This is a genomic window from Nonomuraea sp. NPDC051298 (genome assembly GCF_055586305.1).
Genome location: NZ_JBVJIM010000040.1, coordinates 11854 through 36775, shown reverse-complemented (window position 1 = coordinate 36775; position 24922 = coordinate 11854). Strand labels below are relative to the sequence as shown.

The 24922-nt window shown below is 68.5% G+C and carries 26 protein-coding genes and 2 pseudogenes; 19 read left to right on the top strand and 9 right to left on the bottom strand.

The annotated features are described in order from the left end of the window. Positions 1 to 17: 17 nt before the first annotated feature. Positions 18 to 728: a Tn3 family transposase gene (locus ACZ6S0_RS50270; protein WP_465927792.1), complete on the top strand. Its 711-nt coding sequence runs from the start codon at positions 18 to 20 to the stop codon at positions 726 to 728. Further along, the gene (locus tag ACZ6S0_RS50265) at positions 655 to 813 is read left to right on the top strand and encodes a Tn3 family transposase (protein ID WP_465927817.1); all 159 of its coding nucleotides are present in this window, start codon (positions 655 to 657) and stop codon (positions 811 to 813) included. Before ACZ6S0_RS50270 ends, ACZ6S0_RS50265 begins: the two co-directional genes overlap by 74 nt. A 99-nt stretch (positions 814 to 912) precedes the next feature. On the opposite strand, the gene ACZ6S0_RS50260 is transcribed toward ACZ6S0_RS50265, so the two are convergent. Beyond that, positions 913 to 4284: an NACHT domain-containing protein gene (locus ACZ6S0_RS50260; protein WP_465927790.1), complete on the bottom strand. Its 3372-nt coding sequence runs from the start codon at positions 4282 to 4284 to the stop codon at positions 913 to 915. Between the two features lie 278 nt (positions 4285 to 4562). Then, positions 4563 to 5186: a recombinase family protein gene (locus tag ACZ6S0_RS50255; protein WP_465927788.1), complete on the bottom strand. Its 624-nt coding sequence runs from the start codon at positions 5184 to 5186 to the stop codon at positions 4563 to 4565. Positions 5187 to 5584: 398 nt separating this feature from the next. Between ACZ6S0_RS50255 and ACZ6S0_RS50250 the strand changes: the two genes are divergently transcribed. Beyond that, positions 5585 to 5842: a hypothetical protein gene (locus tag ACZ6S0_RS50250; protein WP_465927815.1), complete on the top strand. Its 258-nt coding sequence runs from the start codon at positions 5585 to 5587 to the stop codon at positions 5840 to 5842. A 316-nt stretch (positions 5843 to 6158) separates the two neighbouring features. Continuing rightward, positions 6159 to 6311 (top strand): hypothetical protein, encoded by a 153-nt coding sequence (locus ACZ6S0_RS50245; protein WP_465927786.1) that lies wholly within the window; start codon positions 6159 to 6161, stop codon positions 6309 to 6311. A 133-nt stretch (positions 6312 to 6444) separates the two neighbouring features. On the opposite strand, the gene ACZ6S0_RS50240 is transcribed toward ACZ6S0_RS50245, so the two are convergent. Together ACZ6S0_RS50240 and ACZ6S0_RS50235 are read right to left on the bottom strand one after the other, a co-directional pair. Next, positions 6445 to 7527, bottom strand: coding sequence for an aldo/keto reductase (locus ACZ6S0_RS50240; RefSeq protein ID WP_465927784.1), 1083 nt, complete (start codon positions 7525 to 7527; stop codon positions 6445 to 6447). A gap of 104 nt (positions 7528 to 7631) precedes the next feature. Next, entirely contained in the window at positions 7632 to 8348 is a 717-nt protein-coding gene (locus ACZ6S0_RS50235) for a hypothetical protein (RefSeq protein ID WP_465927782.1), read from the bottom strand. Between the two features lie 342 nt (positions 8349 to 8690). On the opposite strand from ACZ6S0_RS50235, the gene ACZ6S0_RS50230 reads away from it, so the two are divergent. From ACZ6S0_RS50230 to ACZ6S0_RS50220, 3 genes are all read left to right on the top strand, one after another. Further along, positions 8691 to 10853: a B12-binding domain-containing radical SAM protein gene (locus tag ACZ6S0_RS50230; protein ID WP_465927780.1), complete on the top strand. Its 2163-nt coding sequence runs from the start codon at positions 8691 to 8693 to the stop codon at positions 10851 to 10853. A 104-nt stretch (positions 10854 to 10957) separates the two neighbouring features. Then, complete coding sequence (locus ACZ6S0_RS50225; RefSeq protein ID WP_465927778.1) at positions 10958 to 11683, top strand: nucleoside/nucleotide kinase family protein; 726 nt, start codon at positions 10958 to 10960, stop codon at positions 11681 to 11683. Beyond that, complete coding sequence (locus ACZ6S0_RS50220) at positions 11680 to 12924, top strand: DegT/DnrJ/EryC1/StrS family aminotransferase (RefSeq protein ID WP_465927776.1); 1245 nt, start codon at positions 11680 to 11682, stop codon at positions 12922 to 12924. The genes ACZ6S0_RS50225 and ACZ6S0_RS50220 overlap by 4 nt, the downstream gene beginning before the upstream one ends. Positions 12925 to 12945: 21 nt before the next feature. Here the strand turns inward: ACZ6S0_RS50220 and ACZ6S0_RS50215 are convergent. Beyond that, a pseudogene (locus ACZ6S0_RS50215) lies at positions 12946 to 14150 on the bottom strand (RNA-guided endonuclease InsQ/TnpB family protein); the annotation flags it as partial. Positions 14151 to 14300: 150 nt separating this feature from the next. Here ACZ6S0_RS50215 and ACZ6S0_RS50210 point away from each other — a divergent pair. The 4 genes from ACZ6S0_RS50210 to ACZ6S0_RS50195 are packed head-to-tail and all read left to right on the top strand — an operon-like array spanning position 14301 to position 18069. Further along, complete coding sequence (locus ACZ6S0_RS50210) at positions 14301 to 15683, top strand: formyltransferase family protein (RefSeq protein WP_465927774.1); 1383 nt, start codon at positions 14301 to 14303, stop codon at positions 15681 to 15683. Next, positions 15680 to 16351 carry a hypothetical protein gene (locus ACZ6S0_RS50205; RefSeq protein ID WP_465927772.1) on the top strand — a complete coding sequence of 224 codons (672 nt, stop codon included), beginning with the start codon at positions 15680 to 15682 and terminating at the stop codon, positions 16349 to 16351. The genes ACZ6S0_RS50210 and ACZ6S0_RS50205 overlap by 4 nt, the downstream gene beginning before the upstream one ends. Further along, on the top strand, positions 16352 to 17167 hold the full coding sequence (locus tag ACZ6S0_RS50200; protein ID WP_465927770.1) for an endonuclease/exonuclease/phosphatase family protein: 816 nt from the start codon (positions 16352 to 16354) through the stop codon (positions 17165 to 17167). Next, positions 17164 to 18069, top strand: coding sequence for a carbohydrate kinase family protein (locus ACZ6S0_RS50195; protein WP_465927768.1), 906 nt, complete (start codon positions 17164 to 17166; stop codon positions 18067 to 18069). Before ACZ6S0_RS50200 ends, ACZ6S0_RS50195 begins: the two co-directional genes overlap by 4 nt. An 80-nt stretch (positions 18070 to 18149) precedes the next feature. Here the strand turns inward: ACZ6S0_RS50195 and ACZ6S0_RS50190 are convergent. From ACZ6S0_RS50190 to ACZ6S0_RS50175, 4 genes and pseudogenes are all read right to left on the bottom strand, one after another. Beyond that, positions 18150 to 18389: pseudogene (locus ACZ6S0_RS50190) on the bottom strand (transposase); the annotation flags it as partial. 115 nt (positions 18390 to 18504) lie between these two features. Beyond that, complete coding sequence (locus ACZ6S0_RS50185) at positions 18505 to 19236, bottom strand: hypothetical protein (RefSeq protein WP_465927766.1); 732 nt, start codon at positions 19234 to 19236, stop codon at positions 18505 to 18507. Further along, positions 19229 to 19765: an RNA polymerase sigma factor gene (locus tag ACZ6S0_RS50180; protein WP_465927764.1), complete on the bottom strand. Its 537-nt coding sequence runs from the start codon at positions 19763 to 19765 to the stop codon at positions 19229 to 19231. Before ACZ6S0_RS50180 ends, ACZ6S0_RS50185 begins: the two co-directional genes overlap by 8 nt. Before the next feature lie 368 nt (positions 19766 to 20133). Continuing rightward, positions 20134 to 20727, bottom strand: a complete 594-nt coding sequence (locus ACZ6S0_RS50175) for an NUDIX domain-containing protein (protein ID WP_465927762.1) — start codon at positions 20725 to 20727, stop codon at positions 20134 to 20136. 690 nt (positions 20728 to 21417) lie between these two features. Between ACZ6S0_RS50175 and ACZ6S0_RS50170 the strand changes: the two genes are divergently transcribed. The 8 genes from ACZ6S0_RS50170 to ACZ6S0_RS50135 all read left to right on the top strand — a co-directional run bounded on the left by ACZ6S0_RS50170 (position 21418) and on the right by ACZ6S0_RS50135 (position 24901). Then, positions 21418 to 21708 carry a hypothetical protein gene (locus ACZ6S0_RS50170; RefSeq protein ID WP_465927760.1) on the top strand — a complete coding sequence of 97 codons (291 nt, stop codon included), beginning with the start codon at positions 21418 to 21420 and terminating at the stop codon, positions 21706 to 21708. Positions 21709 to 22078: 370 nt separating this feature from the next. Continuing rightward, entirely contained in the window at positions 22079 to 22393 is a 315-nt protein-coding gene (locus tag ACZ6S0_RS50165) for a hypothetical protein (RefSeq protein WP_465927758.1), read from the top strand. A gap of 78 nt (positions 22394 to 22471) precedes the next feature. Beyond that, complete coding sequence (locus tag ACZ6S0_RS50160; protein ID WP_465927756.1) at positions 22472 to 22825, top strand: hypothetical protein; 354 nt, start codon at positions 22472 to 22474, stop codon at positions 22823 to 22825. A gap of 81 nt (positions 22826 to 22906) precedes the next feature. Continuing rightward, entirely contained in the window at positions 22907 to 23122 is a 216-nt protein-coding gene (locus ACZ6S0_RS50155; protein WP_465927754.1) for a hypothetical protein, read from the top strand. Positions 23123 to 23140: 18 nt separating this feature from the next. Further along, the gene (locus ACZ6S0_RS50150; RefSeq protein WP_465927752.1) at positions 23141 to 23401 is read left to right on the top strand and encodes a hypothetical protein; all 261 of its coding nucleotides are present in this window, start codon (positions 23141 to 23143) and stop codon (positions 23399 to 23401) included. A 324-nt stretch (positions 23402 to 23725) separates the two neighbouring features. Next, positions 23726 to 24100, top strand: coding sequence for a hypothetical protein (locus ACZ6S0_RS50145; RefSeq protein WP_465927750.1), 375 nt, complete (start codon positions 23726 to 23728; stop codon positions 24098 to 24100). Positions 24101 to 24347: 247 nt separating this feature from the next. Next, positions 24348 to 24659, top strand: coding sequence for a hypothetical protein (locus ACZ6S0_RS50140; protein WP_465927748.1), 312 nt, complete (start codon positions 24348 to 24350; stop codon positions 24657 to 24659). After that, positions 24656 to 24901, top strand: coding sequence for a hypothetical protein (locus ACZ6S0_RS50135; protein ID WP_465927746.1), 246 nt, complete (start codon positions 24656 to 24658; stop codon positions 24899 to 24901). The genes ACZ6S0_RS50140 and ACZ6S0_RS50135 overlap by 4 nt, the downstream gene beginning before the upstream one ends. The last annotated feature ends 21 nt before the right edge of the window (positions 24902 to 24922 follow it).

Below are 24922 nucleotides of genomic sequence, written 5' to 3'. Positions count from 1 at the left end.
TACGTGGCGGCGCGGGTGTGGGCCGCACGCTGCGCGACTCGCTGTTCATCCTGGACGTCATCTTCAACCTGGATGGCGGCCCCCGGCCGCAGACCGTCGTCACCGACACGGCCTTATTCCGACCTGGTGTTCGGCCTGTTCGCGATCTGCGGTTACCAGTTCTCCCCGCTATCGCCGACCTGGCCGACACACGGCTGTGGCGGACCAACACGGCGGCCAGCTACGGGCCGCTGGAGCACATGTCCCGCCACGTCGTCCGCCTTGATCGCATCCGCGCCCATTGGGACGACATGCTGCGCGTGGCCGGCTCCCTGACGATGGGCGCGGTGCGCGCATACGATTTGATCAAGATGTTGTCGGCCGATGGCCGTCCCACCGGCCTGGGGGAGGCGTTCCTGCACTACGGCCGTATTTTCAAGACGTTGCATCTGCTGCAGTTCCTGCATGACGGGGGCTATCGCAGGATGATCGGCGCGCAGCTGAACGTGCAGGAGGCCCGTCACCGGCTCGCTCGCAAGATCGCCTTCGGTAATCGGGGCCAGTTGCGCCAGCGCTACCGCGAAGGCATGGAGAACCAGCTGGGAAGTCTGGGTCTGGCGTTGAACGCGGTCATCGTTGTGGAACAGCCTCTACATCGACGCCGCCGTCACCCGGCTGCGCGAGCGAGGCTTCCCGGTCACCGACGAGATGTGCGCCCGGCTGTCGCCGATCCAGTACGAGCACATTAATTTCCTGGGCCGCTACGCCTTCACCCGTGCTGAGACCAGCGGTGCGTTGCGTCCCTTTCACGACTTGCCCGCGAACTCCGGGTGAGACGTGTCATGGCTGTGATCGGCGCCGGGCTCGGGTAGGTCGTGCGGGCCGCTGGAGGATGCCGTCCTGGCTGAACGGCGCCGGCGACCCGCCTTCCTCCTATCGATACTGTGGGGTTTGGTCGACTTTGAGCCACTTGGCTGTGCGGGCGACGCCTGCGAGGGGTCCGCGGTCTTGGGCGGCAGCCGGGGCGAGGCATTCCGTTTGCCGCATCGCGGTCGCGTGCCCGGCACGGGCAGCCAGTATCTCGGTGAGCAGGGCACTGGCGGTGGTGGCCGTGACCGGTCGTTTTGTCAAGAGCCCGGCTTCGCCCAGGCGCAGAGCCGCGATGCGGAAGGCACGCCGCCGGCTGACCGGCAGGCGGTGTACACGCTGTTCAAGGTCGGGGAAGAGCTCGTCGATGGTGTCACCTTCTGCGATCGCCCAGAGTGCGAGGGCCCACTCGGCCTGGGAGTGGTCGTCGTCACACGCCTGGAGCCGTTCGCGCCACCAGGTGACCTCGCGCGCGTGGGCCCGTGTCTGGGCGATGAGCGCCGCCGGGTGGCCGTCGGGGCCCAGGGCCTGCGCGCCTGGCAGCAGTGCGTATCCCGAGTGGTGCGGCATGGCCGCGCCGATGATGGCGATCTCTGTGACGAGCCAGCAGCGGCCGACCTCGGCGTACAGCGCGGTGGCGGCGTTGGACCAGGGGAAGGTGCTGCCCTTTTCGCCTCGCTGGAAGCGTCGAAGGCCCGCGACGTCGGCGAAGGCGGATCCTGATCTGCGCAGGTGCTGCATGGCGTGTGAGCGGCGGTCCGGTGAGGAGGCTCTCGGCGCGGGGATCGCGGTGTCCGAGCCGAAGGAGTAGAACTCGGCGGCACCGACGGCCACCGCGATCTGCGCGAGCTCGGAGCGGACCGAGGTCGTCTCCGAGCACTGGCCGTCAAGGACGGCGTGACGGAGTTGCTTTTCGAGGATGCTGCCTTCCTGGGGCAGGCCTCCGGTGTTGAGGATCAGCTGTGCCCGTTCGCCGTCTCGGGCGGCGAGGCCGGGGATGTCGATGAGGTCCCCGGCGATGGCCTCACAGGCCGCTCCGAGCTTGAGCCACGCGATCTCCTGCTTGGTGTCGATTGCCTGGGTGAGCCGTTCGACCCACCAGGTGGCGAACTGGCGCCGCAGCCCGAGCAGGTCGCGGATGACGCGCATCCGGATGTGGTTGTTCGCATGCTCGGGGGTCGCGGCGATGGCCTGGGTCAGACGCTTCCACGCCATGCCGGCGTGCGAGGTCTCCGGCAGCGGCGTGATCGCTTTGCCGTCCAGTGCCTCCAGCAGGAGTTTGCTGCCGAGGTCGTCGGTCAGGGCGTCCACAATCGCGGCGGCCTCCATCGGCCGACTGTTGAACACGCCGTCGGTGATGAGGCTCCACGATGCCACGCGGACGTGCTTGGACGGATTGACCGCGAGTTCCTGAGTAATGCCAGCCTGCAGCGCGTAGATGTCGGTGCCCGTCGCGTTGCCGCCGTAGAAGCGGGCCGTGTTGAACCAGTAGGGCCGCCGCAGCAGCTCGCGGAAGACGAGCGTGCGGTCGAAGCGGTGGTCGCCCTCGCCGGCGTAGCGGTACAGATACCGCGCCGCGAAGTACTCCCGCAGTGATTGCACCTCGAACTCGTAGGTCTCCTGTTCCTTGCCCGTCAGCGCCCACAGCCGGTCGGTCGTGGCCTCGAAGAGCGCGTCGACCACGTTCTCGGGCTTGCCGTAGGTCCGCTGGAAGTGCTTCATCGCGGCCTTGACCTCGTCGCGCGCCATGCGTCCGCTATGACCGTTCTCCTCGGCCCTGGACTGGACGTACCAGCCGAGGAACGGGACGATCTCCAGCAGTTCCGACCGGTACTTCCGGACCGTCTCAGGGTGTTTGTTCGCCTCCCGGGCCAGCAGCAGGTTCATGTACGCGTCGTACAGTTCGGTGCGCTGACTCGGGGTCGCATCCCCATGCTGGCGCAGCAGGTAGAGCAGGATGGTGAGCTGCATCGGATTGCCAGCCAGTTCACCGATGTAGGGCTCGCGGGTCTTTTCGTTGAAGTTACGGCGCAGCGTGCGGCTGTCGTTGCCTCGGACGTTGTGGACGGCGCACCATTTGCGCAGGAACTGATCGCGCAGGGCGTGATCCAGAGGGCTGAGCGAGATGACCTCGAACACGTCCGCGTCCGGCTCGGGCAGACCGGCGGAATTGGGACGCGAGGTGACGATCACCCTGGGCTCGACGGCATACGTCCTGCCCCGGGAACAGAACAGGTCGATCTCCCGCACGATGCGGCTGCGCGCCGCCGTGCTGCCGACCTCGTCCAGGCCATCGAGAACGATCAGACTGGGCACCCGGTCGAACAGATCCTGGACATCCGAGGCCGTCAGCGAGAGGCCCCCCGCCAAGTGCGACATCAGGGCGGCCAGGAAGCATTCGATGGTCGCCTCCTGGGCCGGGCGTCGTTTCCCCTTCTTGACGGTGGTGGTCTCGGACTTGTCGAAGACGTCGAAGCCGTGCGTCCACGCCGCGTAGTCGGCCAGATCGAGCCGGAGGGGGAACCTCGGCTTGCCGATCGACGGCAGGTCGGCCGTGGGCGTTTGTTCCGGCATGAAGGCGGCGCGGAACGCCTGGCAGACGATCTGGCCCAGCGTGGACTTGCCCTGGCCGGGCGCGCCTCGCACGAGAGTGAACGGGTACGGTGACTTGCCGGTGATGTAGGAGGCGGCCCCGCCCAGCCGGTGCGGGGAGACATTGCCCGGCCGGTGCGCCTCAGAAGCCAGCAGCTGCGCCCGCCGGGGCACCTGGATCATGTCCGCCGGCACGTCGACGAACAGGTCGGCCAGGCGCTCGCGGTCCAGATCCACCTGGCTGAACTTGACGCGCTCGTCCTCGTCCCACTGCGCGGCGGCGACTTTGCGAAGAAGAACGCGCAGTGCCGAGTTCCGTACGGCCGCGACGTCCTCGCTGAGGAGATAACGGATGAGGTCCCACCCGGCCAGCATGTCGGCGTAGGACCATAGAATTTCTTGCGGCGCCGCATCGACCATGGAGTTGATCGCTTCGCGCCACATGGCGCTCATGTCCAGTCCGAAGCTCTTGGAGTGGCTGGCTAACCTCTCGTTGAGCTTGTCGAACGTTCCCGTCCCCGGCTTGCCGCTACTGGGGACGTTCGTGACGATGATGTACTGCTGGACGCCCTCGGCCGCGAGTCGCCTGATGTTGCCGGCTTCTTGACTGATCGTCGCGTCCAGCCAGGCGACGGGATTCTTCTCGCTAGCCGTGGCAGACCACTTGACCTGGTAGATCAGCTTCTTCCCGGGCGCGATACGGACGCCGTCGCGGCCTCCGTCCGCTTGCCGCAGCGGCAGCGGGACAAAATCGGCAAAGCGCTCGGACAGCAGAGCCCCGATGAGTTGCTGGAAGTCGTGATCCCCCAGGCGCTCGTAGAGATATTTGTGGCGACTGTCAGGCAAAGACTCCCCCTCGACCGGCTGTTTGTCGCGATGAACTCTTCTTCCGTTCAGTATGAAGGTGAGGCACCTTCTGCCGGCGCGCATTGCGGGGCGGTGCGGCCGAAAAGGCCGGAAGATCCTGGCCTCCATGTGTGAGCGCGATGAGCCGGTAGAGGGGGGTCATCGATGTTCAACGTAGCCGGCGGTGATGTCGTCGGGCGGGCTGGTGTACGGGCGCAGGTAGCGGTCGCCTGAGCGGCCGGGACGATGCTCCAGTTCGTGGCCCTGGAGAACAAAGGTCAGGGACGACCACCGGCCTGGAGTACGGCGAACTCGGCGTGGGCCTGCTCGACGGACTCGGGGTAGGCCCGCGTCTTGTCGTGCCCGGCCAAGGCCCGGTAGATGCTGGCCAGAGACGGGTTCTCGCCCCTGCGCCTGCCAGTGGGGATGATCAGGTCCTTACGGATGTCCTCGACGCATTCCCTGGCGGCCTTGCGGCGCAGCACGGTGTGCAGCATGTCGTCGGTGATCACCGCGGGGCGGCCGCCATGCCTGCCCTTGCGGGCGGCGGCGTCCAGGCCCTCCAGGGTGGCCTCGCGGATGGCCTCACGTTCGGTTTCGGCCATCGCGGCGAAGAACGCGAACAGCATCCACCCCGGCCCGGACGGGTCATAGATGCCGGCCAGCGGCCCGGCGAGCATCTCCAGCACCAGGCCGTGCGCGGTCAGGTGATCGGCCAGGACGGTGAGCTCGGCGGCGTCGCGGCCGAGCCGCTTCATCTCATACACGGTCAGGATGACGCGGCAGTGCGGGGGGGTGCGCCTTGATCTGGCGGGCCAGCGTGAGCGCCGCCTCGAACCGAGGGCGTACCTTGACCCGGGTTGAGATCTTCTCGGCGAAGATCTTCTCCCGGCCGATGCCATGCGCGGTCAGGGCGTCCAGTTGCGACTGCAGTGGTTACGCCCGCTGCTCCGCCCTCACCCAGGAACGATGCGGATGTCGGCCGAGGGCCGGTCGTCACCGAGCGGTGGGGGCGGCGGCATGCCGGGCCGCCATTCTCACGGTGCGCACCTGGGACCGCGGCAGGCGCGCGCGGCCGCAGGGCGGGCAGCGGCAGCGGTGCGACCTTCTTGGTGGGGGTCGCCGGCGCCATTGGCGCGGGCGACCGTCGCGCCCGACGTTGCCGGCGGCCAGGTGGCGACGCTACAGAAGCCAGCTTTTCAAGCCGTCACAGAGGCCTAACAGGACCAAGAACTCGCAGGTCACTACCGCCATTTTCTGCGCCTAGCTTCCCCGATGGCCTACCTGGCGATAGTGAAGACTGGCGCGTGAATGGTGGGGCGGCCAGGCCCTGTCCTCCGGGCAGTGGCAGCGCATCGCGGGCGCCCGGGCGATCCACCGAGACGCCGGCCTGCTGGTGATGGACGAGCCCACCTCCGACCTGGACGCCCGCGCCGAGCATCTGGTGTTCACCGGTCTGCGCGAACTCGCGCAGACCGGGCGATCATCCTGGTCACCCACAACCTGGCCAACACCGTCGTCGCGGACCGGATCGTGGTCATGGAAGGCGGGCGCGTGACGGCCGAGGGCACGTTTTCCCGGCTGACGACCCAAGCCGGTCTCTTCCGCGGCCTTTGGCTCCTCCAGCAGGACCGCGGTAACGCTTCGCTGGAGGGGAAGACATCATGACCGGCCACCAGACGGTCCTCGGCCATGATGGCACGGCCGTACCGCCGGAGGGCCGCACCTGCCACCCTCTTCATACCAGGTGGCGGAACTCTGCCTCCGGTTCCGGCCGCGCCTCCGAGGCCGCCACGCGGGGACCCCCGCGCACACGGTCGGTCACAGACATCCTGGCCGTAGTCCGCGGCTAGGGCCTGAGGAAGGGACGCCCGATGGTTCAGGCAAGGTGCGTGCGCGAGGAGACGAGGGTCTTCTCGGGCGGACTCTGGCTGATGGAGGGCCTCTACTTCAAGGGCGCCGAGGACGAGGACGGCGACCGCCGCCTCCGCGCGCTTCGCGGACTCGCTGGAGGCGGTGACGCCTGATGCGTGACCGGAATCTGCAGTTGATCGTCGCGACGCTCTACCCTGGGTGTGGGCCCGGATCCGCAGGACCGGCGGCGGATCAGCGCGCTGGTCGGGCATGGATCCGCAGAGCGTCCGACTGGGCCCGCGTGGCTCATTCGTCGAGGAACACCTGCCCTTCGGCGTCGAGCCGCTCTTGTGCGGCGGTGATGATCGTCCGGGCTTGAGCGATCTGTGCGGCGGAGGGCATGCGGCTGATCGCGGTGATGTTCGCACGGATCTGATCGGGGTTGGTGAATCCGGTGAGGACGACGCCGTTGCTGGTGCGGTTCAGACAAGACCACAAGGCGAGGGCGAGGAGGTCGTGGCGGTCGGGGGCGATGGTGTCTTGAAGGTGGGCGAGAGCTTCGTCGAGAATAGCCAAGGCGGGTGCGGTGAACCAGCGTTTGCGGGCCCGGTGGTCGCCGTCGGCGAAGCTGGGTGGCTGATCGGGCCGGTGGGAGCGCGTCAGGAGCCCTTGGCCGAAGGGCTTGTTGATGAGGACTCCGCAGTGGTGCTGGTCGGCGAAGGCGAAGATCCCTTCGGAGGTGGCGGCAGGGGTGAGCAGGTTGTCGCGCACCGCGAGAATATCTGGCCTTACCTGGTCGAACAGCGCCCGGAACCGGGCGATCTTGTTGCCGCGCAGGGCTGGTGGGGTCGAGAGCCGGTCGGGGGCGAAGCGGTGGGGGCCGCGCAGGCTGATCGCCCGGATGAGGCCTTCGGCTTTGAAGGCGTGCATGGCCTCGATCGCGGGCTGTAGCCATTGGTCGCCTTCGCCGAAGTCGTGGTGGTGCAGCCCGTAGATGTCGAGGTGATCGGTGCCGAGGTTGTCGAGACTCTGGCCGAGCTGGCGGCGCATGTGGGCGGGGTCGAAGCCGTGGGCTGCGGTGCCGGCGAAGTATCCGACCTTGGAGGACACAAGGATCTGCTCGCGCGGGATCTGGGCGAGCAGGTGTCCCAGCCGCCGTTCGGACAGTCCGTGGCCATAGACGTCGGCGGTGTCATACAGCCGGACGCCCAGTTCCCAAGCGGTTTCCAGCCCGGCGATGGCGGCCGCCTGGTCGGCTCCGGTGGACCAGCCCATCGGCATGCCGAGGTTGTGATCGGGTCCGCCGATCGCCCAGCAGCCGGCGCCGAGGGCCGGGACGGTGATGCCGGTCCGTCCGAGTGTCCGGTTGGGGAGCAGGTGCGCGGTCATTGCCAAGGAGCCTTTCGCCGGGGATGCGGGATCCCATCTTGAGCGTCGCGGGCCCTGTCATGGGCAACGTTTGGCCGGGGTCGGCGAGTGGGTTGGCCAGTGGTTCAGGCGGGGCGGCTGTCGCGAATGATGGCCTGCCATTCTTCGACGATGAAGTCGTACAGCTCACCCGGTCGTTCGCACACGAAGACGGGGACGCTGGCGGCTCGGGTCCGGGCGTGGCTGTAGAAGCCGAGCACCGCGGTGTCATCGAGCCGGTAGAAGGAGAACATACGATCACCGGGCCGGTAGAAGATCTCGATGGTCGCGCCCGTCTGGCTGCGCATCGCGGCGTAGTCGGCCCGGGTGTCGGTGATGCGCCGCTGGAGCTCTGCGACGGTGAGGTCGAAGCGGTCGGCCAGCACGGCGACGGTGCGCTCGTCTTCGGGGTCGGCCAGCACCACCCGGATGCGGGCGCCGGGCCGGGCGGCGACGCGGGCCAGGTCGCGAGCGTGCATCCGGGTCCAGGTCTGTCCGTAGGCCATGTAGATGTCGAGCTCTCGCACGCCGGCGAAAAGAGCGCTCCATTGCATGTCGGTGAGATAGGTCGTGCCGATCCGGGTGAGACCGGCGGCCCGGACGTCCGCGAGGAGATCCGCGCTCAGCGGATGGTGCTCCTGATCCGGAGCTTCGCTCTCGCGGGCGGCCAGTCGATTCCAGGCGAGGAGCCAGCGAGGATCCTCCCCGGGGTTGATCCCGCACGCCTGCAGGAACGTGAGCATCAGCGCCTGGCGCGGCAGGCTCTTGCCCGTGAGCATGTCGCCGATGGTGCTGCGGGGCATCCTTCGTCCACGTCGGCGAGCGCGCTGTTCCAGCTCCCGCAACGAGGGGTTGCCTGCCTGAATCTGGACGCGCCGCAGGCATACCGCGAGGTCAGCGACGGTGCGCGATTGCGTGGGGTCGATGTCTTCTGATAGCGGCACGAGGTTTCCTGACCTGGGGCGGGCCGGCTGTCCGAAACTGTCCGAGAAGTGTAGCGATGTGATCACGTGCGGAGGCTGATTCGCAGGCAGGAAGCGCTGACCTGGTGCGAATGAGTCCGGGTCCGTCCGCGCCCCTTGGCGTGCCCGCCCCTCCTCGCGTGTGCTGGCTTCCACAGCCCGAGGCAGAGGGGAGCGAGGCCGATGACAACGACCATGTCACACCAGCGCGCAGCAGTCGTGGACGAGGCATGGGGCGACCGGCTGATCACCGCCGTCGAACACGCAACCGGACTTCCGCTGAGCCAGGCCCGCCGGGAAGGGCTGCTGCGTATTCCTGCGAGCCAGCCGAACGCGCTTCGCCAGGCCCTCACCCAGATCCTGCCTGGGCAGGTCAGCGTGACCGGCACGCTCGAGCAGCGGCTGCTGGTCGCTGAGCGGGCGCCGGAGCTGGGTGGCTGGACGTTCGCCGATCTGCAGGGCCGTGCGCACGCGGAGCGGGACTGGCCCGCCTGGACGGCCGGGCACCTGATGATCAACCATCCGGGCGCATGGCTGTCCGGCGGCCGCATCAGTGCTGAAGGGGCCGAGCGGTTGCAGCGACCTCGAGTGCTGCTGGCGTCGCTGTATCACCCAGAGTGGTTCCCGTTGCCGCGCTTCCCGCTGGCGATCTCCGATCTGGCGCGGGCCGCGCGCCGTACGCTGCTCGGCCAGATCACCCTGGTGGACATGCAGCTCCAGGTGAGCTTCACCGACCTGCTCGCGGCGATCGCCGCCACCGAGCCAGACATCGTCGGGGTGTCGGCGACGTTCGGCCAGCACGACTTGATGATCGCTCTGCTGGATCACCTCTACGCCTCACCTACCCCGCCGCTGGTCCTGGCCGGAGGGAGTCTCACCGTTCGCAACGAAGCGCTGCTGCTGGACACCTACCCCCGTCTGCTGGTCGCCCGCGGTGCCGGGGAGACCACGATCGCTGACACGCTCAGTCACTACCACGGCGACCTGCTCCTGGCCGACATCCCCGGCCTGGGCTACGCCGGCGCCGCGCGCGGCGGGGGCCTGACCGTAGGCTCGCGGCGGCGGACCGCGAAGGTGCCCAACGCCCGGCTGGTGGACTTCCTGCCCGAACTCGACCTGCTGGAGCCCACCCTGGAGTGCCGCGGGGTGGCCCAGGTGGAGGGGTCGCGAGGCTGTACATCGGCGTGCAGCTTCTGCCCGCGCGGCCACAAAGGTGTGTGGGCTCCGGGCTCGGCCCAGCAGCTCGGCATCGTGCTGCCGGAGCTCACGCGTACCTTCGACCGCCACCCGGAAACCTCCAAGACCCTCTATCTGGTGGATGAGGAGTTCTTCGGCCGTGATGAGGACGCCGTCTCCCGCGGCTTGGAGATGGCGGACCTGTTGCATGGCGCGGGTTTTGCGTGGGAGTCGTCCTGCCGCATCGACCAGGTCATCAGACCGGAACGCGACAGGGACTGGCACCTGGAGCGGGCCCGGATGTGGCGGCGACTGAACGGGCTCGGGCTGCGGCGGATGCTGTTCGGCGTGGAGTCCGGCGTCGACTCCGTCCTCGCCCGGTTCAACAAGGACACCACCGGCGAGCAGAACGCCCTGGCGATCCGCACGCTGAGCGCGCTGGGCGTCCCCACGCGCTTCACCTACATCACCTTCGACCACCTGATGAACCTGGAGGAGCTGCGTGCCACCCACGCCTTCCAAGGCCGGACCGATCTTCTGCTGGCCCCGCAACCGCACCTGAGCGTCAAGGAGATCGTCGACGGCGTCCGTGACCCGGCCTGGGTCGCCGCGCACACCGCAGGCCGTCCCTTCCACATCGGCATCTCCTACATGCTGGTCTCGATGGAGTGCCTGATCGGCTCGGCCTACACGCGCGCTGTCGCAGCGCGCACGCTGACCGGCGCGATCGACCCCAGCATGGGCCGCGTCGAGGCGCGCTTCGCCGATCAGCGCATCGGCGCCTGCTCCCGGCACGCGCAGATGTGGGTCGATCGCACCTTCGCCCTCGACTACACCCTCAAAAGCCTGGAGAAGATCGTGGACGGCCCGCAACGGGCGGTCCTGCACGGCGCGCGCGTCACGATCCGCGCGGCCGCCTACGCGCTGCTGACCGCCATGCTCGCCCTCATCGAAAGCACCGACCCCACCGCGGAGCTGAACGATGAAGTGCTGTGCACGCTGATGGATGAGGAGCTGCGCCGACTCCAGGGCGCCCTCAGCTGTCCCATCGGCCAGGCCCTGCCGCTGCTGTCACCCGACAACGCCGAGCTCTTACACGCCGAACACCGGCGCTGGCTGTCCAGTAGCGGCTGGCGGCTCATCAACGCCGCCGACGCCTGCGGCACCTGACCGGTATCGGCCGCCGCGCGCAAAAGCCGGGCGAAGCGACCGACGCCGGGTGAGGATCGAGCCAGGACCCACCAGAGCCGGCAGGCGGAGGGGAGAAGACCACCGTGGCGATACGGCAGGCGCAGCGGGGACGGCTGATCGTCTTGGAAGGCCCCGACGGGATCGGCAAGACGACCCTGGCACAAGCCCTGGCCGACGCCACCTACCAGGAGGCGACAAGCACCGCGACGGCCCCCGCTGCCGGGTCGCGCCTGGTGTTCGTGCCGCGCCGGCAGATCTGCCAGACCTCCCCCTACGCCCGCACCCTCATGACCCACCTGGCCACGATGCTGTGGCACTCGGGCGACAGCCCTGAGCTGCCCGACGCCTTCTGGGTCACCTTGCAGGCCTCCTGGTACAGCGCGCTGCGCACCACCGTGGTGGACCCCGTCCTCGCCCGCGGCCACGACGTGATCATGGACGGCTGGTGGTTCAAGTTCTTCTCCAAGCTCCTGCTGCAGGGCTGGACCCAGGCCGACCTCGATGTGATCTTCGGCCGGGTGCCGGGCCCGGACGCGGTCATCGTGCTCACCGCCGACCTCGGCGCCCTGTACGACCGCCGCCGCGACTTCCAGCCCCGCGAGATGGGCATGCACGCCGGCGTCAGCACCTACGGCCGTCAGGCGTTCATCACCTACCAGCAAGACGGGCTGAAGAACCTGCTGGCCTACGCCGACCACCACCGCTGGCCGGTCCTCGACCTCGACGCGGCCGCGCCCGTCCCCGACACCCTCAATCGAGTGCGGCCCCTGATCGCCCCGCTGCGACGACCCGAAGGAGAGCCCCTGTGACCAACGCGCTGGCCGCTCACGGCGGACCCATGACCCTCCAGGCGCCGAGGCCGCACTACCAGTGGCCCATCATCGACGCCTCCCTGGAGAAGGCGATCCTCGACCAAGCCCATCGCTCCCTGTCCGACCGCGACACCACCGGCATCATCGGCGAGTACGAGCAGGCCTTCGCCGCCTTCCTCGGCCTCGAGCCCGGCCAGGTCGTGTCGATGGCCTCAGGGACCGCCGCCATCCACGCGATGAGCCGCATCCTCGGCCTGAGCCCAGGCGATGCGATCCTGGCCCCCGCCTACACCTTCCTGGCCACCGCCTCCCCGTTCGCCTTCGACGGGATCGAGGTCGTCTTCTGCGACGCCGACCCCGCGACCGGGAACGTGACCGCGCAGAGCCTAGCTGATCGGATGCAACCGAACGTGAAGGCCGTGATCGTCACCCACATGTGGGGGATCCCGTGCTCGATGGACGAGATCGCCGCCTTCTGCGCCGCCTCCGACCTGGCCCTCCTGGAGGACTGCTCCCACGCCCATTTCGCCCGCTGGGACAACCGGCCCGTCGGCACCTGGGGAGACCTGGCGGTCTTCTCCACCAACCAGAAGGCGATCACCACCGGGGAAGGCGGCATGCTGGTGGCCCGCGACCCGCGCCTGCGCGAGCTGGCCGTCCTTTTCGCCCACTACAACAAACGGGCCCGCGCTGAGATCGACGCCGGCTCCGAGCACTTCCCGTTCGCCTTCACCGGCATGGGACTCAAAGAGCGGATGACCACGCTCGGCGCGGCGATCGGCGTTCACCAACTGGCCCGGGCCGCCCACATCGAGTCCCACCGCCGGCACAACCTCGACGCCTTCACCAAGGCCCTGGACGGCAACCCGGTCATCTCTCCGATCGTTGTGCCGCCCGAACGGGGCGCCCACGGCCTCTACGTCCTCGGCCTGCTGTTCCACGCCGACCAGGCGAGCGTGACCCGCGATGAGTTCGTCCGCCTGTGCGTCGCCGAAGGCGCTCTGGAGGTCGACGCGCCCGGCTCCACCCGCGACATCTCCGGCGAGCCGCTGTTCGCCCGCCGAGATGCGTCCGCGCCCTGGCGGGCCACCGCGGTCCGCGCCGTCGGCCTGCCCGGCGTCGCCGCCTTCCAGGAGGCCTTCATCAAGATCCCCGCATGGGGGTACCCCGGCGATGAGGAACTGCTGGACGGCTACCTCGCCGCGCTGGCCAAAGTCAGCGCGCACGTGGCCCGTTGACCTCCTCTCCCTTGTAAACGAGGGGATTCCAACCGTCGCCGGTTGGCCTTCCTGCTTCACCGCCGGTCGCCCGCCTGAGAGGACTCTCGTTGAGGTCTTACACCAGCTCCACAGGCGTTTCAGCTCTCCGCCAGCCCGGCGGCGAGCACATTCTTCGCACCGTTGACGTCCCGGTCGTGGACCGCGCCGCAGCCACAGGTCCATTTTCGGATCTTCAACGGCATCGCTTCTTGCAGGGCCCCACAGGCCGAGCACAGCTTGGAGGAGGGGAACCAGCGGTCCACCGCCACCAGCGTGCGCCCGTACCAGGCGGCCTTGTACTCCAGCATCATCCGCAGGTCGCGCCAGGCCGCATCCGCGATGGCGCGGGCCAGCGAGCGGTTCTTGACCATGTTGCGGACCGTCAGGTCCTCCACGGCGATCACTTGATTCTCGCGAACAAGCCGTGTGGTCACCTTGTGCAGATGGTCCCGGCGCCGGTCGGCGATCCGGGCGTACACCTTGCCAACGCGCAGCCGGGCCTTGGCCCGGTTGCTCGATCCCTTCTCCTTACGGGCCAGCGATCGCTGAGCACGGGCCAGCTTGCGCCGGTCGGCACGCTCGTGACGCGGGTTGACGATCTTCTCGCCGGTCGAGAGCGTGGCCAGCGCCGTGATGCCCGCGTCCACGCCCACCGCCGCCTCGACCGGCGGCAGCGGCGCAATCTTCTCCTCGACCAGGATGGAGACGAACCACCGCCCGGCCGCATCCCGGGAGACGGTGACCGTGGACGGCTCGGCCCTCTCGGGCAGCGGACGCGACCACACGATGTCCAACGGCGCATCCATCTTCGCCAGAGTGAGCCGGCCATCCCGCCAGCGGAACGCCGAGCGGGTGTACTCCGCACTCGCGCGTGCCTTCTTCCTGCTCTTGAACGTCGGGTACTTGGCCCTGCGCGCGAAGAAGTTCGCGAACGCCGCCTGCAGGTGGCGCAGGGCCTGCTGCAACGGCACCGACGACACCTCGCCCAGGAACGCCAGCTCGGGCGTCTTTTTCCACGCCGTCAGCGCCGCGGAGGACTCCACATAGGAGACCCGCTTGCCTTCCAGGGTGTAGGCGCGGGTCCGCTCTTCCAGTGCCTTGTTGTAGACCAAGCGCACGCAGCCGAACGTCCGGGCAAGCTCCTCGGCCTGCTCGGGGGTCGGGTAGAAGCGGTACTTGTAGGCCCGCTTCACCAGCTGCGCCACGCGTCACATTTTCACAGAAAGATCAGCTAAGTACCGCTCAGTTGTAGAAGACGGCGGTTCGCCTGGCGGTGAATCGCCTGCTCCTGCCCTGCTCCGCAGAAGTGCGATTTCTCCCCCGCCTGAAGGCGAGGGTCTCCTCGGAGGTAGCCGATGATCGCCACTCCCGACCCTGGCCCCGGCGCCGACACCGGCAGCGACGCGGGGAGCCACCTGCCGGTACAGGGCGAGGTCGACGCCGACTTCACCCCCGCGCACATCCTCGCCGCGCTTCCCCGCACCGGCCACCCCCCGACGCCGCAACCGATCGCGGGGGTGGCCGAAGCGGCCCTGGCTGGCCGCTGGTGGCATCCCGGACACACCGCCCCAGCCACGCTGCCCGGCGCGCAGCCCGCACCAGCGGCCCTCGAGACCACGGCCGTCGAGACTGCGGCGGCACCTGTCCGCGCGTGCGACGCGGAACTGCTGCACCGCTTCGAGACCGCCCGACTATGGCGGCCGCCGGTGGAAGCCCACACCCGGGCCCTCACCCCCGCCGCGGCCCAGGCGTGGCTGCTGCTCGCCAACCACTGGCTCGGCGTCAACGCGGCCAGCGGTGACCTGCGTTTCCTCAATGCCGCCTGCAAGCTCCTGGGCACCGTATGGATGCGCCAGCACGCCGACCGGTGGAACACGCCGAATCTCTTGCCGGAAATCCGGGCCAGCGCCGCCCTTCTGGACGATGCCTGCGCCCAATTGGCCGATCGCCTATCCCGCCGCGCGCTGCCACCCATTCCCGCGCCGCCCGCCCCCGTACAGCCTGCCCCCGTGCCGGCCGTCGTGCCCGTCGACATTCCTGGCGCCGGGAAGCTGAAGACCGCGATCCTGGCCGGGGTCGGATCCAGCAGCCCACCGGCCTTCCTCGCCCACGCACGAGACCTCGGCGCCGAAGTCGCGGCGGTGTGCTGGTACGGCTCACCCCCCGAGCAGACGGCGACCTCCGCCTACGACAGCGCCTGGTACCCTCCCGCTCCCCCGCGTCAGCCCCTGCCAGCCCCCGACCTGCCCGGCACCCAAGCTCACGCCACCCACTGGGAACAAGCCGCGACCGTCCTGACCCGGTGGCAGCCAGACCTGCTCATCCTGCTCGGCATGCCGATCGTCCCCGCCGAAATCCTGGCCATCCCGTCGATGGGCACCCTCAACGCCCACAACGGCGCGCTGCCCGCCTACCGCGGCATGGACGCCGTCGGCTGGGCCCTGCTCAACAACGACCCGATCATCTGCACCGTCCACCAAGTGAACGGCGGCGTCGACACCGGCCCCGTCCTGCTCAGCCAAGCCGTCCCGCTCCATCCGGCGCCGACGCTGCGCCAACGCGTGAAGTCCGCCCAGCTCACCCTGCTGGCGGCCGTCACCGCCCACACCGCCGCGGCTCACAGCCTGCCCGACGGCTGCCCTCAGCCCCCGCACCTGGCCAGGCAGTTCTATCGCCTGCACCCCCACCTCAAGCGCATCATGAACGCATCCCCCTACGGAACGGGAGACCAGCGATGATCACCACCGCGCACCCGGCCTTCCGCGGCCTGCGCGACCTCGACTGGAGCGACACCGGCGCCATCCTGGACGGCTGCCAGCCGGTCTACGACGCCATCATCACCGACCCTGATCTGCTGGCCGCCCTCCTGAAGGCAATCCCCGGCGACGCCGCCCTGGCCCCCATGTGCGAACGCTACGACTTCCTGGACAAACTCGTCCTGTACGCCGACGGCGACATCAGAATCCGGCTGCACCTGTACCGGCCCGGCTACTACGACCGGCCGCACCACCACCGCTGGTCGTTCTTCTCCGGCATCTACCGAGGCCAATACCTGCACCGCATCTTCGGAGCGGACACCGACTTCGACGAGCACACCGACCCCCGCACCCTCACCCCGATCCTGGAACGCCGCGAACGCCCCGGATCCAGCTACGCCCTGGACCACACCACCGTCCACACCGTCCAAGCCGACGCCGACACCATCTCCATCCTGGTGCGCGGGCCCGCGACCCGCGACCGCTTCCTCATCCTCGACACCGAGAGCGGAACCTCCTTCTGGGTGTACGGCGCGGCCAAGGAAACATCCCAGCAGCGGGCTGCCAAGCAGATGAATCCCGGCCAGCTCGCCGACACCATCCGCCGCGTCGAGCACCTGACCGGCCTCACCAACAGCCAGGAGCACTAGATGCCCGACGACCTCATCCAGGGGGCCCTGTTCGGCAGTCTCGACGACGAGCCCGCCGACGCCGCATCAACGCAGAACGAGCTGCGCCTATGCGCCCTCAACATCAACAACCCCAGCCTGCAACGCGCCCAACAGACCCTTTCCTGGCTGCTGGCCAGCCGCAGCAACGTCCTGGTCCTGACCGAGCTCAAGCCCTCCGACGGCGCCAAGCTGGTCATCAGCGGGCTGACCGCCGAAGGCTTCGAGGTCTGCCTTCCACCAGGCTGGGCCGGCGCCTCCTACTTCACCCTGGTGGCCACCCGCGGCCTACCCCAGACACCTGTGGCCGCTCTGGTCGACCCTCGCGCCGCCGCAGTCGACGTGGAGCATGACGGCGAGCAGATCAGAATCATCGGCCTGTACGGGCCCACCAACGGAATGACCACCGACAGCAGCGACCGGCGCCGCGCCTTCCAAAAGACATTCCTCGAATACCTCCTCACCGCCCTGCGCCCGAAACTCCTGCTGGCCGGCGACCTCAACGTCGTCGAACCCGGCCACCAGCCGCCCCTGGATTCCTTCGAAGAGCACGACTACGCCTTCTACACCGACCTCCAGCGCCTCGGCCTGGTCGACGCCTTCCGGCAGGCCCACCCCACCATGCACGAGCACAGCTGGATCAGCGACCGCTACGGCGCCCAGCGCCTGGACCACCTGTTCGCCACCCCAGCGGCCGGGGCGCTGGTGAGCTGCGTCTACGACCACACCCCCCGCACCAGCCACATCACCGATCATGCGGCACTGCTCGCCACCTTCACCCTGGGCCCGCCCGCGTGAACCCCCCTGCCGTGCACTGCTTCAGCTACCTCGCCGCCACCCACACCCTGCACGTGCAGGACTACCCGAAGATCAACTACGGGGTTGAGGTCCACGGCACCGACCGGTTCATGGCCGGCGACGGGCCGCTGATCGCGGGGATGCTCACCGCGCTCGGCCACCAGGCGGCCCTGTTCAGCAACCCGGTTGCCGACGACCCCGACGGCCATACGATCATCGAGCGGCTACAGCGCTGGGGCGTTCGCCACCACCCCGCCCCAGGCACCGCCGCACACACCCGGATCAACACGGTCATCGCCGACGGGGCGGGGAACCGGACCTGGTTTTCCGGGCTCAAAGGCATCACCACCGAACTCGACGGCATCGGCCCCGAAGCCTTCACCCGCGCGCCGACCGTCTACCTCGACTGCTACGAGGTCCTGGGCGAAACGCCCCGCTCCCTGCTCCAAGCCGCCCTGCGTGCCCAACGCCGAATCGTCGTGAACCTCGGAGGATCACCGGCCCCCGCCTGGCTTGCAGCGGCCGTCCAGCCTCACGGCCGCATCAGCGTCCTGCAGACCAACGCAGACGAGCACCACCCGGCCGAGGCCGAGCAGACGCTGCGCGAACTGACCGACCTCGGCATCGCCGACCTCGTCATGGTCACCGTCGGACGCAACGGCGCGATCGGCCACGCTCACATCGGCGACCGCTTCACGGTTCCGGCGCTGGCGGTCGCCGTCCAGCAGGTACAGGGGGCCGGATCAGCCTTCAGCGCCGCGTTGATCCACGCGCTGAGCCAAGGGATAGCCAGCCGGCAAGCCGCCGCGTTCGCCTGCCGGGCGGGCAGCCTGTGGTGCAGCCGATCCCCGCACGGCCGACTGCCGACGCTGGCCGACCTCCAGCCGGACCAACCCAGCTAGTACTCCAGTGACACTTCGCGATCACGGCTCGGGTCTGCGCTGGTAGTGGCAGCGTCGGGCGGTGGCCTGGTGACGGCGGCGCCTGCCCCGGCGTTGTAGCGGTACCAGTGCCGGTTCGCCACCCGTCCTGCGGCCTCATCCCCGCTCACCCAGGCCGCCTGCACGCCCGCGTCCAGAGCGGTCAGGAGCATCCGGGTGGCCAGGGCGGGCTTGGTTGCAAAGCCGATCTCGTCCGGGACGCCGGCGGCGCGGCAGCGGTCGGGATTGGCCCGTCAGGTGTGCTCGGGCAGGTAAAGCCGCCGGTCCAGCAGTGCCCAGCCGACTACTGGGTGCCCGATCACCGGGGCGACAAATTGCCGGTCATGAACACTGCGGACATGAACATCGGCAAGGCCGGTTTCAGGGCTTGGGCCGGAAGGTTCTCAGAAACAGCCCTTAACCCACGGATGAAACCGTTGGCGCGGCCGGGGCGTCGTACGCCGCGATCGACCAAGCCCCGGGACGCGTGCCGAGTTTGGCGGCCAGCCGGTCGGCTGTCTTCGGGTCGGAAAGGTCGTACCTCCCCTTGCACGCATCCTTGGATGGACACGAACCGCGCCCGCGCGCGACTGGGGCATCTGGGGGGAAGACCCATATAGTGATTTGGTGATCGCGGCCGAGCCAGCCCGGCTCGTGAGCCTTGTCCGCGAGCATGCTGAGCCCGCCTTCCGGGCCACATATGCCGCCGGCGCTGCTCGTTCCCTCATTGGTGAAGAAAATCGAGCCCGGCTTCTCGCAGAAGATCACGATCTTGATGTTTTCGCTTGTGGGACGGAAGCGGAGGCGCTCTTTTGTCGCCGACTGCGGCACCGTCGTTGCCGATAGACGGTTCAGCCCCTTATAGGCGCGTGGCGGCTCTTCGAACGCCGGCGGGGGCGCGGGCGGGGCCAGCGGCGCGGGTTCGGGAATGCCGATCAGGTTCGACACCAGCATGACCACTGTCATGACGACCGCCGCGGTGACGACGACGGCGCCCGCCGTCCAGCCCCAGCCCCATTGCCGGCGCGGGCGGGACTGACGTACGCCAGCTTTGCGGGCGATCAGCCGCGCACGGGCCCTGGCCACGGTCTCGGCGGAAGGCGGCGGTTCAGCCGGGATCGCCTGGGCGAGCAGCGTGATCTCATCCATCGTGCGCCTCCTTTAGCGGGTTGACGTCGCCTAATGCCTTGCGAAGCTGCTTACGTGCCCGGTTGAGCCGGGACGCGACGGTGCCATGGGGAATTTTCAGGGCGGCTGCGACTTCCCGGTGAGTCAATTCGCCCAGCGCCACCAGCAGCACCACGTCCCGGTCACCGCTGTTCAGACCGGCAAGCGCCTCCGCGAGCCTGCCAGTGAGCCTTCCAGCCGTGACACGCGTGAGCGTCGTGTCCTCGTGGCTTTGCGCCTCGCGTTCGGATGTCCGGCTGAGCGCTCTCCATCTGCGGATCTCGCTACGGCGGCGTCTCGAGATGAGCTTCGTGGCGATGCCGTACAGCCAAGGTCTGGCCTCGCCGCGCGAGGATTCATATCCCCCTCCGGCAGCGATGAGAAAGACCTCGCCCGCCAGGTCGTCGGCGTCGTCTCTGGAAAGCCGCTGAGCGATGTAGCGGTGGATCTCGGCGAAGTACGCATCGAAGATGCGATCAAGGTCCAGTCCCAGATGGGTGGGAGCGTTCATGCGAGCGCCCCCGCTGGCATTCGTGATTGGGTCACGCACTGCTCTCCGTCCAATTCGACAAGGCCATCACCCCTGATTGCCCGATGCGCCGGAAAGCTTTCACCATCCCTGCGAGGCATGCCGAATGGCAGCGTCGGGCTGATCGCGCCCCAGGAGGCCAACCTCATCACCACCGACGAACGGGGGCGCACTGCGCTTGGCCCTGGCCAAGGCCCTTATGCACGCCCCGATCACTCGTGCTGACCTGGCACCGCTCGATCATGGGCGTTCTCCGCTGGTCAGATTGGCGCCGCCGTCACCAGGCCACCGCCCGACGCTGCCACTACCAGCGCAGATCCGAGCCGTGATCGCGAAGTGTCACTGGAGTACTAGCCGACGGGAGCCAGTTCCAGCGCGCTGGTGAGCTTGGCCATGAATCGGAACATCTGCGGGTCGAACTCGCCGACCCAGGCTGCCGTATCGTCCAGGGCAAACCATCGGCACGCCGAGAATTCCACCGGGTCGGGGACGATCTCCTGCTGCTGACTGGCCGAGAAGACGAACCACATCGTCACATCGGTATGCGGGTGCGGCGGACGCGTCTCGGTCACCGTCAGGAAGAACGGGGCCGAGCCGAACCGCGGGTGGAAGGACGGGGCGATCTTCAACTCCTCATCCAACTCCCGCACGACCGTCACCCGCGGATCCTCATCAGGGTCCACGTGACCTCCGGGCATCAGCCAGGCCTTCGCCTTCGCGTGATCCACGAGCATGAGCGTTCCCGCCGCCTCATCCAAGAGCGCGGCATAAACCGCTAGATGACGGTGCGGAGTCGCCGGCTTGGCCGTGCGGAACAGCGGGTTCCCAGCATCGATCCAATCAAGCATCCACCGCTGATCGGCGGACTCTCGCTCGTCATACGGCACGACGGCCTGCACGAGATCTCGAACAACTAGCCGCGGGTCATGCTGCCTGCCGGGCATCGGACACCTTCCGCAAATGCGAGATCTGGTGAACCTCCAGCCCCTCCGCGCTCACCAGTAGCATGCACCCTACCGATCAGAGCCCATCCGCACCCCACCATCGACAAGACACGCTGCCCGCCCCCTGTCTCCCTGCGCGATCCGCCACCGGCCGCGTGCCGCACGGTCCGGTCAAGCGATCTGGCCCGGTGTGCTGGCCGCCCGCGCTATGCGGGGCCCGGTAGGGCGCTCGGCCACGGTGAGCGGGTATCGCAAGGGCGCCCGGCGTTTGCGACTCCTCGATGCGGCGCTCGCGGCGCACGGCGACCCGGCTCGGAGGGGGACTTGCGGCTCATCGGCGAGATGCTGCCTGCGCTGGCCGAAGCGACCGGCCCCGGCCTGCCGCCAGGGCGGCGATGGGCTCCATCATCCACGGTGGTGACGCCACCCGACAAGAATCTGGACGACGCTGAGAGTATCGGCCGATAGGCGATCACAATGGCCCGGCATCTGACGCCTCATGGCAAAAACACAAGACGATTTCGTGGCGATGCGCCATACGATCAGACCTGGCATCCGATCGAGGGAGGAGGCTCCGCGTAGACGACAAGCCTCGCCTGCCCGACGTGCAAAGCCGGCGCGAGCACGCCGCGGCGCACCGGCTCGCCGCCCGGCACGGGGACACGGCCGACCGGCGGGCAGCCGCGCGCGATGCGGGCTACGCCCTACACGTCCCAGGCCGTGGAGCGCGTCGCACTCGCCCTGCAGGATCCGCGCCCCGACCCGCACGGACCAGAGGCCGCGCCCGTCGACGTCGACGGCCTGCCGGGCACCATCCTCGGCTTCCGCGGCGGCTACCTGCTGGTGCGTTTCGACGACGACCCCACCAGCCGCGCCCTGTGCCATCCGACCGTGAGCGTTACCTACGTAGCGGCCGCTGGGCGGACTGGCCAGGTCCCCGCCGCGGCCCAACCCGGGTGGCGGGAAGGAACGAGCCGATGACCTCACACCCGCCGCGGCTGTCCCGGGCCCACGTCGTCGCCCTGCGGCTGCCCCGGTCGGCCCGACGTCCGGAGCGGACCATGCTCACGCTCACCAACGACAGCGCCTGCAGCTACGCCACCCCCACACACAGTCCTGGGCAGACAGGCCGGGCGCACGACACTTACCCCCTCTCCGAGTTGCTCGACGCCGGGATGCGCGTGTCGTACGGCACCAGTGGCCGGCTCGCCCCTTGGCTGGGCCGCCGACCTGGACGAGGTGCTCGATCCGACGAGCAGCGAGCCCGCCGCAGAAGATCTGCCCGGCGAGCCGCGGCAGGAGCCGCGCTCGTGAGCGGTCGACTGTGGCGGCCGCGAACCGGAGGTGCCGGATGACGAGGGCTGACGACATCACCGCGGCGCGCGAGGCGCTCCTCGGCTACTTCGTCGATTTCGAGGTCGACCCCCGGCTCCTTCACCACGTGATCACGGCTCGCCCCGACCTCCGCGCGATTGCCGCCACGTGGGGCTGGGGCGATACCGAGGCGCGCTCGCAGCTTGCCGACGCCCTCGTCCGCACCCTGCTCGGCAAATCGTGGCCGACCTACTGCCAATCTGAAGACCTCGAGTCGTTCAGCCGGGAATTACGCGCGGCGCACGAGGAGTGGGTGCTGCACGAAGCGGCGTCCGTCAACGCCGACCGCTGACCTTCCCCCGCCCTGTCTCTCGGGTACCTGGCGCGGACAGGGCGCTACCAGGACCCCCAACGACCAAGGAGACCCGAGATGAGCCCGACCCCGCAGACCGGCGGCTGTTCCGTCCGTGGCCGCACCGACGTCAGCAAGAAGAAGAACGGCACCACGCGCCACCACGCCCCGCCGGGCTCACGCAGATCGCCGTTCCTCTCGGAGCGCACCTACCGATGCGACGGCTCCAGCAAACCGCCCGTCGCCACGCAGTACGGCATCCGCTTCAAGCCGGACGGCCCGGTGTTCGCTGAGGCGTCCCGCGAGAAGGCGAAAGCGCTGATAACCGAGAAGGGCCGCGGCGTTCTGGTCTTCCAAGACCGCGTTGAGGGTGACCCGTCCTCAGGTCGCGGATGGTTTGAGGTCCCGGACGCCACCTCCGAAGAGGGCTGACCGATGGCCACCCGTCAGCCGCGCCCTCGCCGCTTGTCCCGCACTGCTGTGGAGCAGACCGTACGAGAGACGAAGACCAGGATGGCGATCCATGTTGTCGGGGACACGCGCACACTCGACGACGGACGCCACCAGGTAGTGGTGGTGGTCTTCTTCGACAAGTTCGACGACCCGCGCGCTGAGTCGCCCGCCGCTGCTTCGCTGATCGCGGCGTTGGAGGCGGACGGCTGGATCGTCACCCACGATCCCGGACGGTTCGCCTCCCGCCTTGTCGTGACCGAGGCCGAGGAGGGCTGAGCGATGACTCAAGACAGGATGCCAGACCATCTTCTGGCGCAGGGTTACGCCCGCGAGCGAGGCGACGCCCGCCGCAACCTACAAAGCGAGGTCCGGCACGCCTCCAGCCAGCTCGAGCAGATCGCCGCCGCACTCGCGGAGGACGACACGGCCGCCCTGTTCAGCGGTCGCGCTCGCGCGCTCGGTCAGACGGTTGCGGAGTTGCTCGTCCGTGCTGGCGAACTGGACATGGCCAACCGTCTGGTGTTCCTGCGCCCGCCCGAGCCCGAGGAGGGCTGACCCCATGGCCACGCTGAAGGTCCGCTTAGCCGCCCGTGACGCGTTCCTCGCTCGCCTCGCTGAGGCTGCCAAGCACCGCTCCGAACGCGAGGACGCTGAGCCCGGGCCGTACGGTCTGTACCGTCTCGGAGAGCCCGCCTGGGGGCTACGAGGTGGAGCAGATGCTGTGCGTCGTCAACGAACTCCGAGCGGAGAACGGTCTCCCTCTCATCACGTTTGAGCAGGCCCGCCTTGTTGAGCAGTACGCATCGGGCCACCCCGACTACGCCGAAACGTACGCCCTACGGTGCGCCGTCCTGGCGCTCGGAGTGAAGGACTGAATCGATGAAGGCCAAAGACATCAGAGCGGGCGAGGTGTACGCCTACAAGGACCGCTTCGGCAACCATTTGCGGCCGATCGTGTTCCTCGCCCTCGCGGACAGTGACCACCTGTACGTCCAGTCCAACACCGCAGGGAAGACCTTCCGCAAGGCCCCCGCCGGGGCGCAGCCGCGAAACGGGACAATCTACAACGGAGGCACGGTCGGCTACCCGGCAGCGCTCGGCACACCGGACAGCGACCTAGACGATCTGCGATCCGTCACGCTGGCCCGGTTCGAGAAAGTCACCAGCACGCTGGGGCGACGCTGCGAGTACCTGCTTGTCGTTCGGCTGGCTCGCGTGGTCGGCCCGTGGAACCCCGAAGAGAGCAAGCGATGACGACCAAGACTCCGACGAACAAGTGGCGAGTCACGGTCGGAGACGACGACCCGAAGCCCATCCGCAGCGAGAACAAGGCATACGAGTACGTCCGAGAGCACCTCCCGTCCGGCAAGCGGATCATGGTCCGCCAGTGGATTAACGGCGCTGGATGCTGTTCGAGAAGATGTGCGAGGAGCAGCCGCGCGACACCACGCCCGGAGCGGCACAACGCCGCCTCGCAGACAACTGAGGAGGACTGACCTTGATGGCTGACGACCGAGAGCAAGCGGCCTGGCAACTACGCGCCGGCCTCGTCTACGTCGACCTCCTGCGGGAACAGCTCAAAGGCGACCTGCTACCCCTCCTCCGGTGGACAGTCGACTCCGCCTGCTGCGGCCTGGCCTCGGAACCGAAAGCCCGCAGCAGGGCAGGGTTCGGCGAGACCGGGTTGGAGATGGCGCGGGCGATCGTAAGGGACACCTGGGCGTGGCAGGAGCGTAAGGGGCTGCCCGTTGACGCCGTGGTGGCGTCCAGTCCTATCGGCGAGTCGACAGTCGTCGAGGAGGTGGAACGGTGACCTCTCCAGAGCCCTGGTACGCCTGGTGTTTCTCCCACGGTCAGATGCACCGGTTCGTCCCTGGCGATGAGACATCAGACGGCGCATGGTGCGGAGCGGCATGGGTTCGCATCGGCACCGGCGCGGAGCGCGACGTTCTGGCGGCGAAGCAGGTTCGCTTCGGGATGGCACGGTTCCTCGACGAACTGCCGCTGGATGTTCAGGCCGAGATCGACAAAGAATGGGAGGCTCGCCGTGGCTGACGCCCGAGAGCCCCAGCGCAT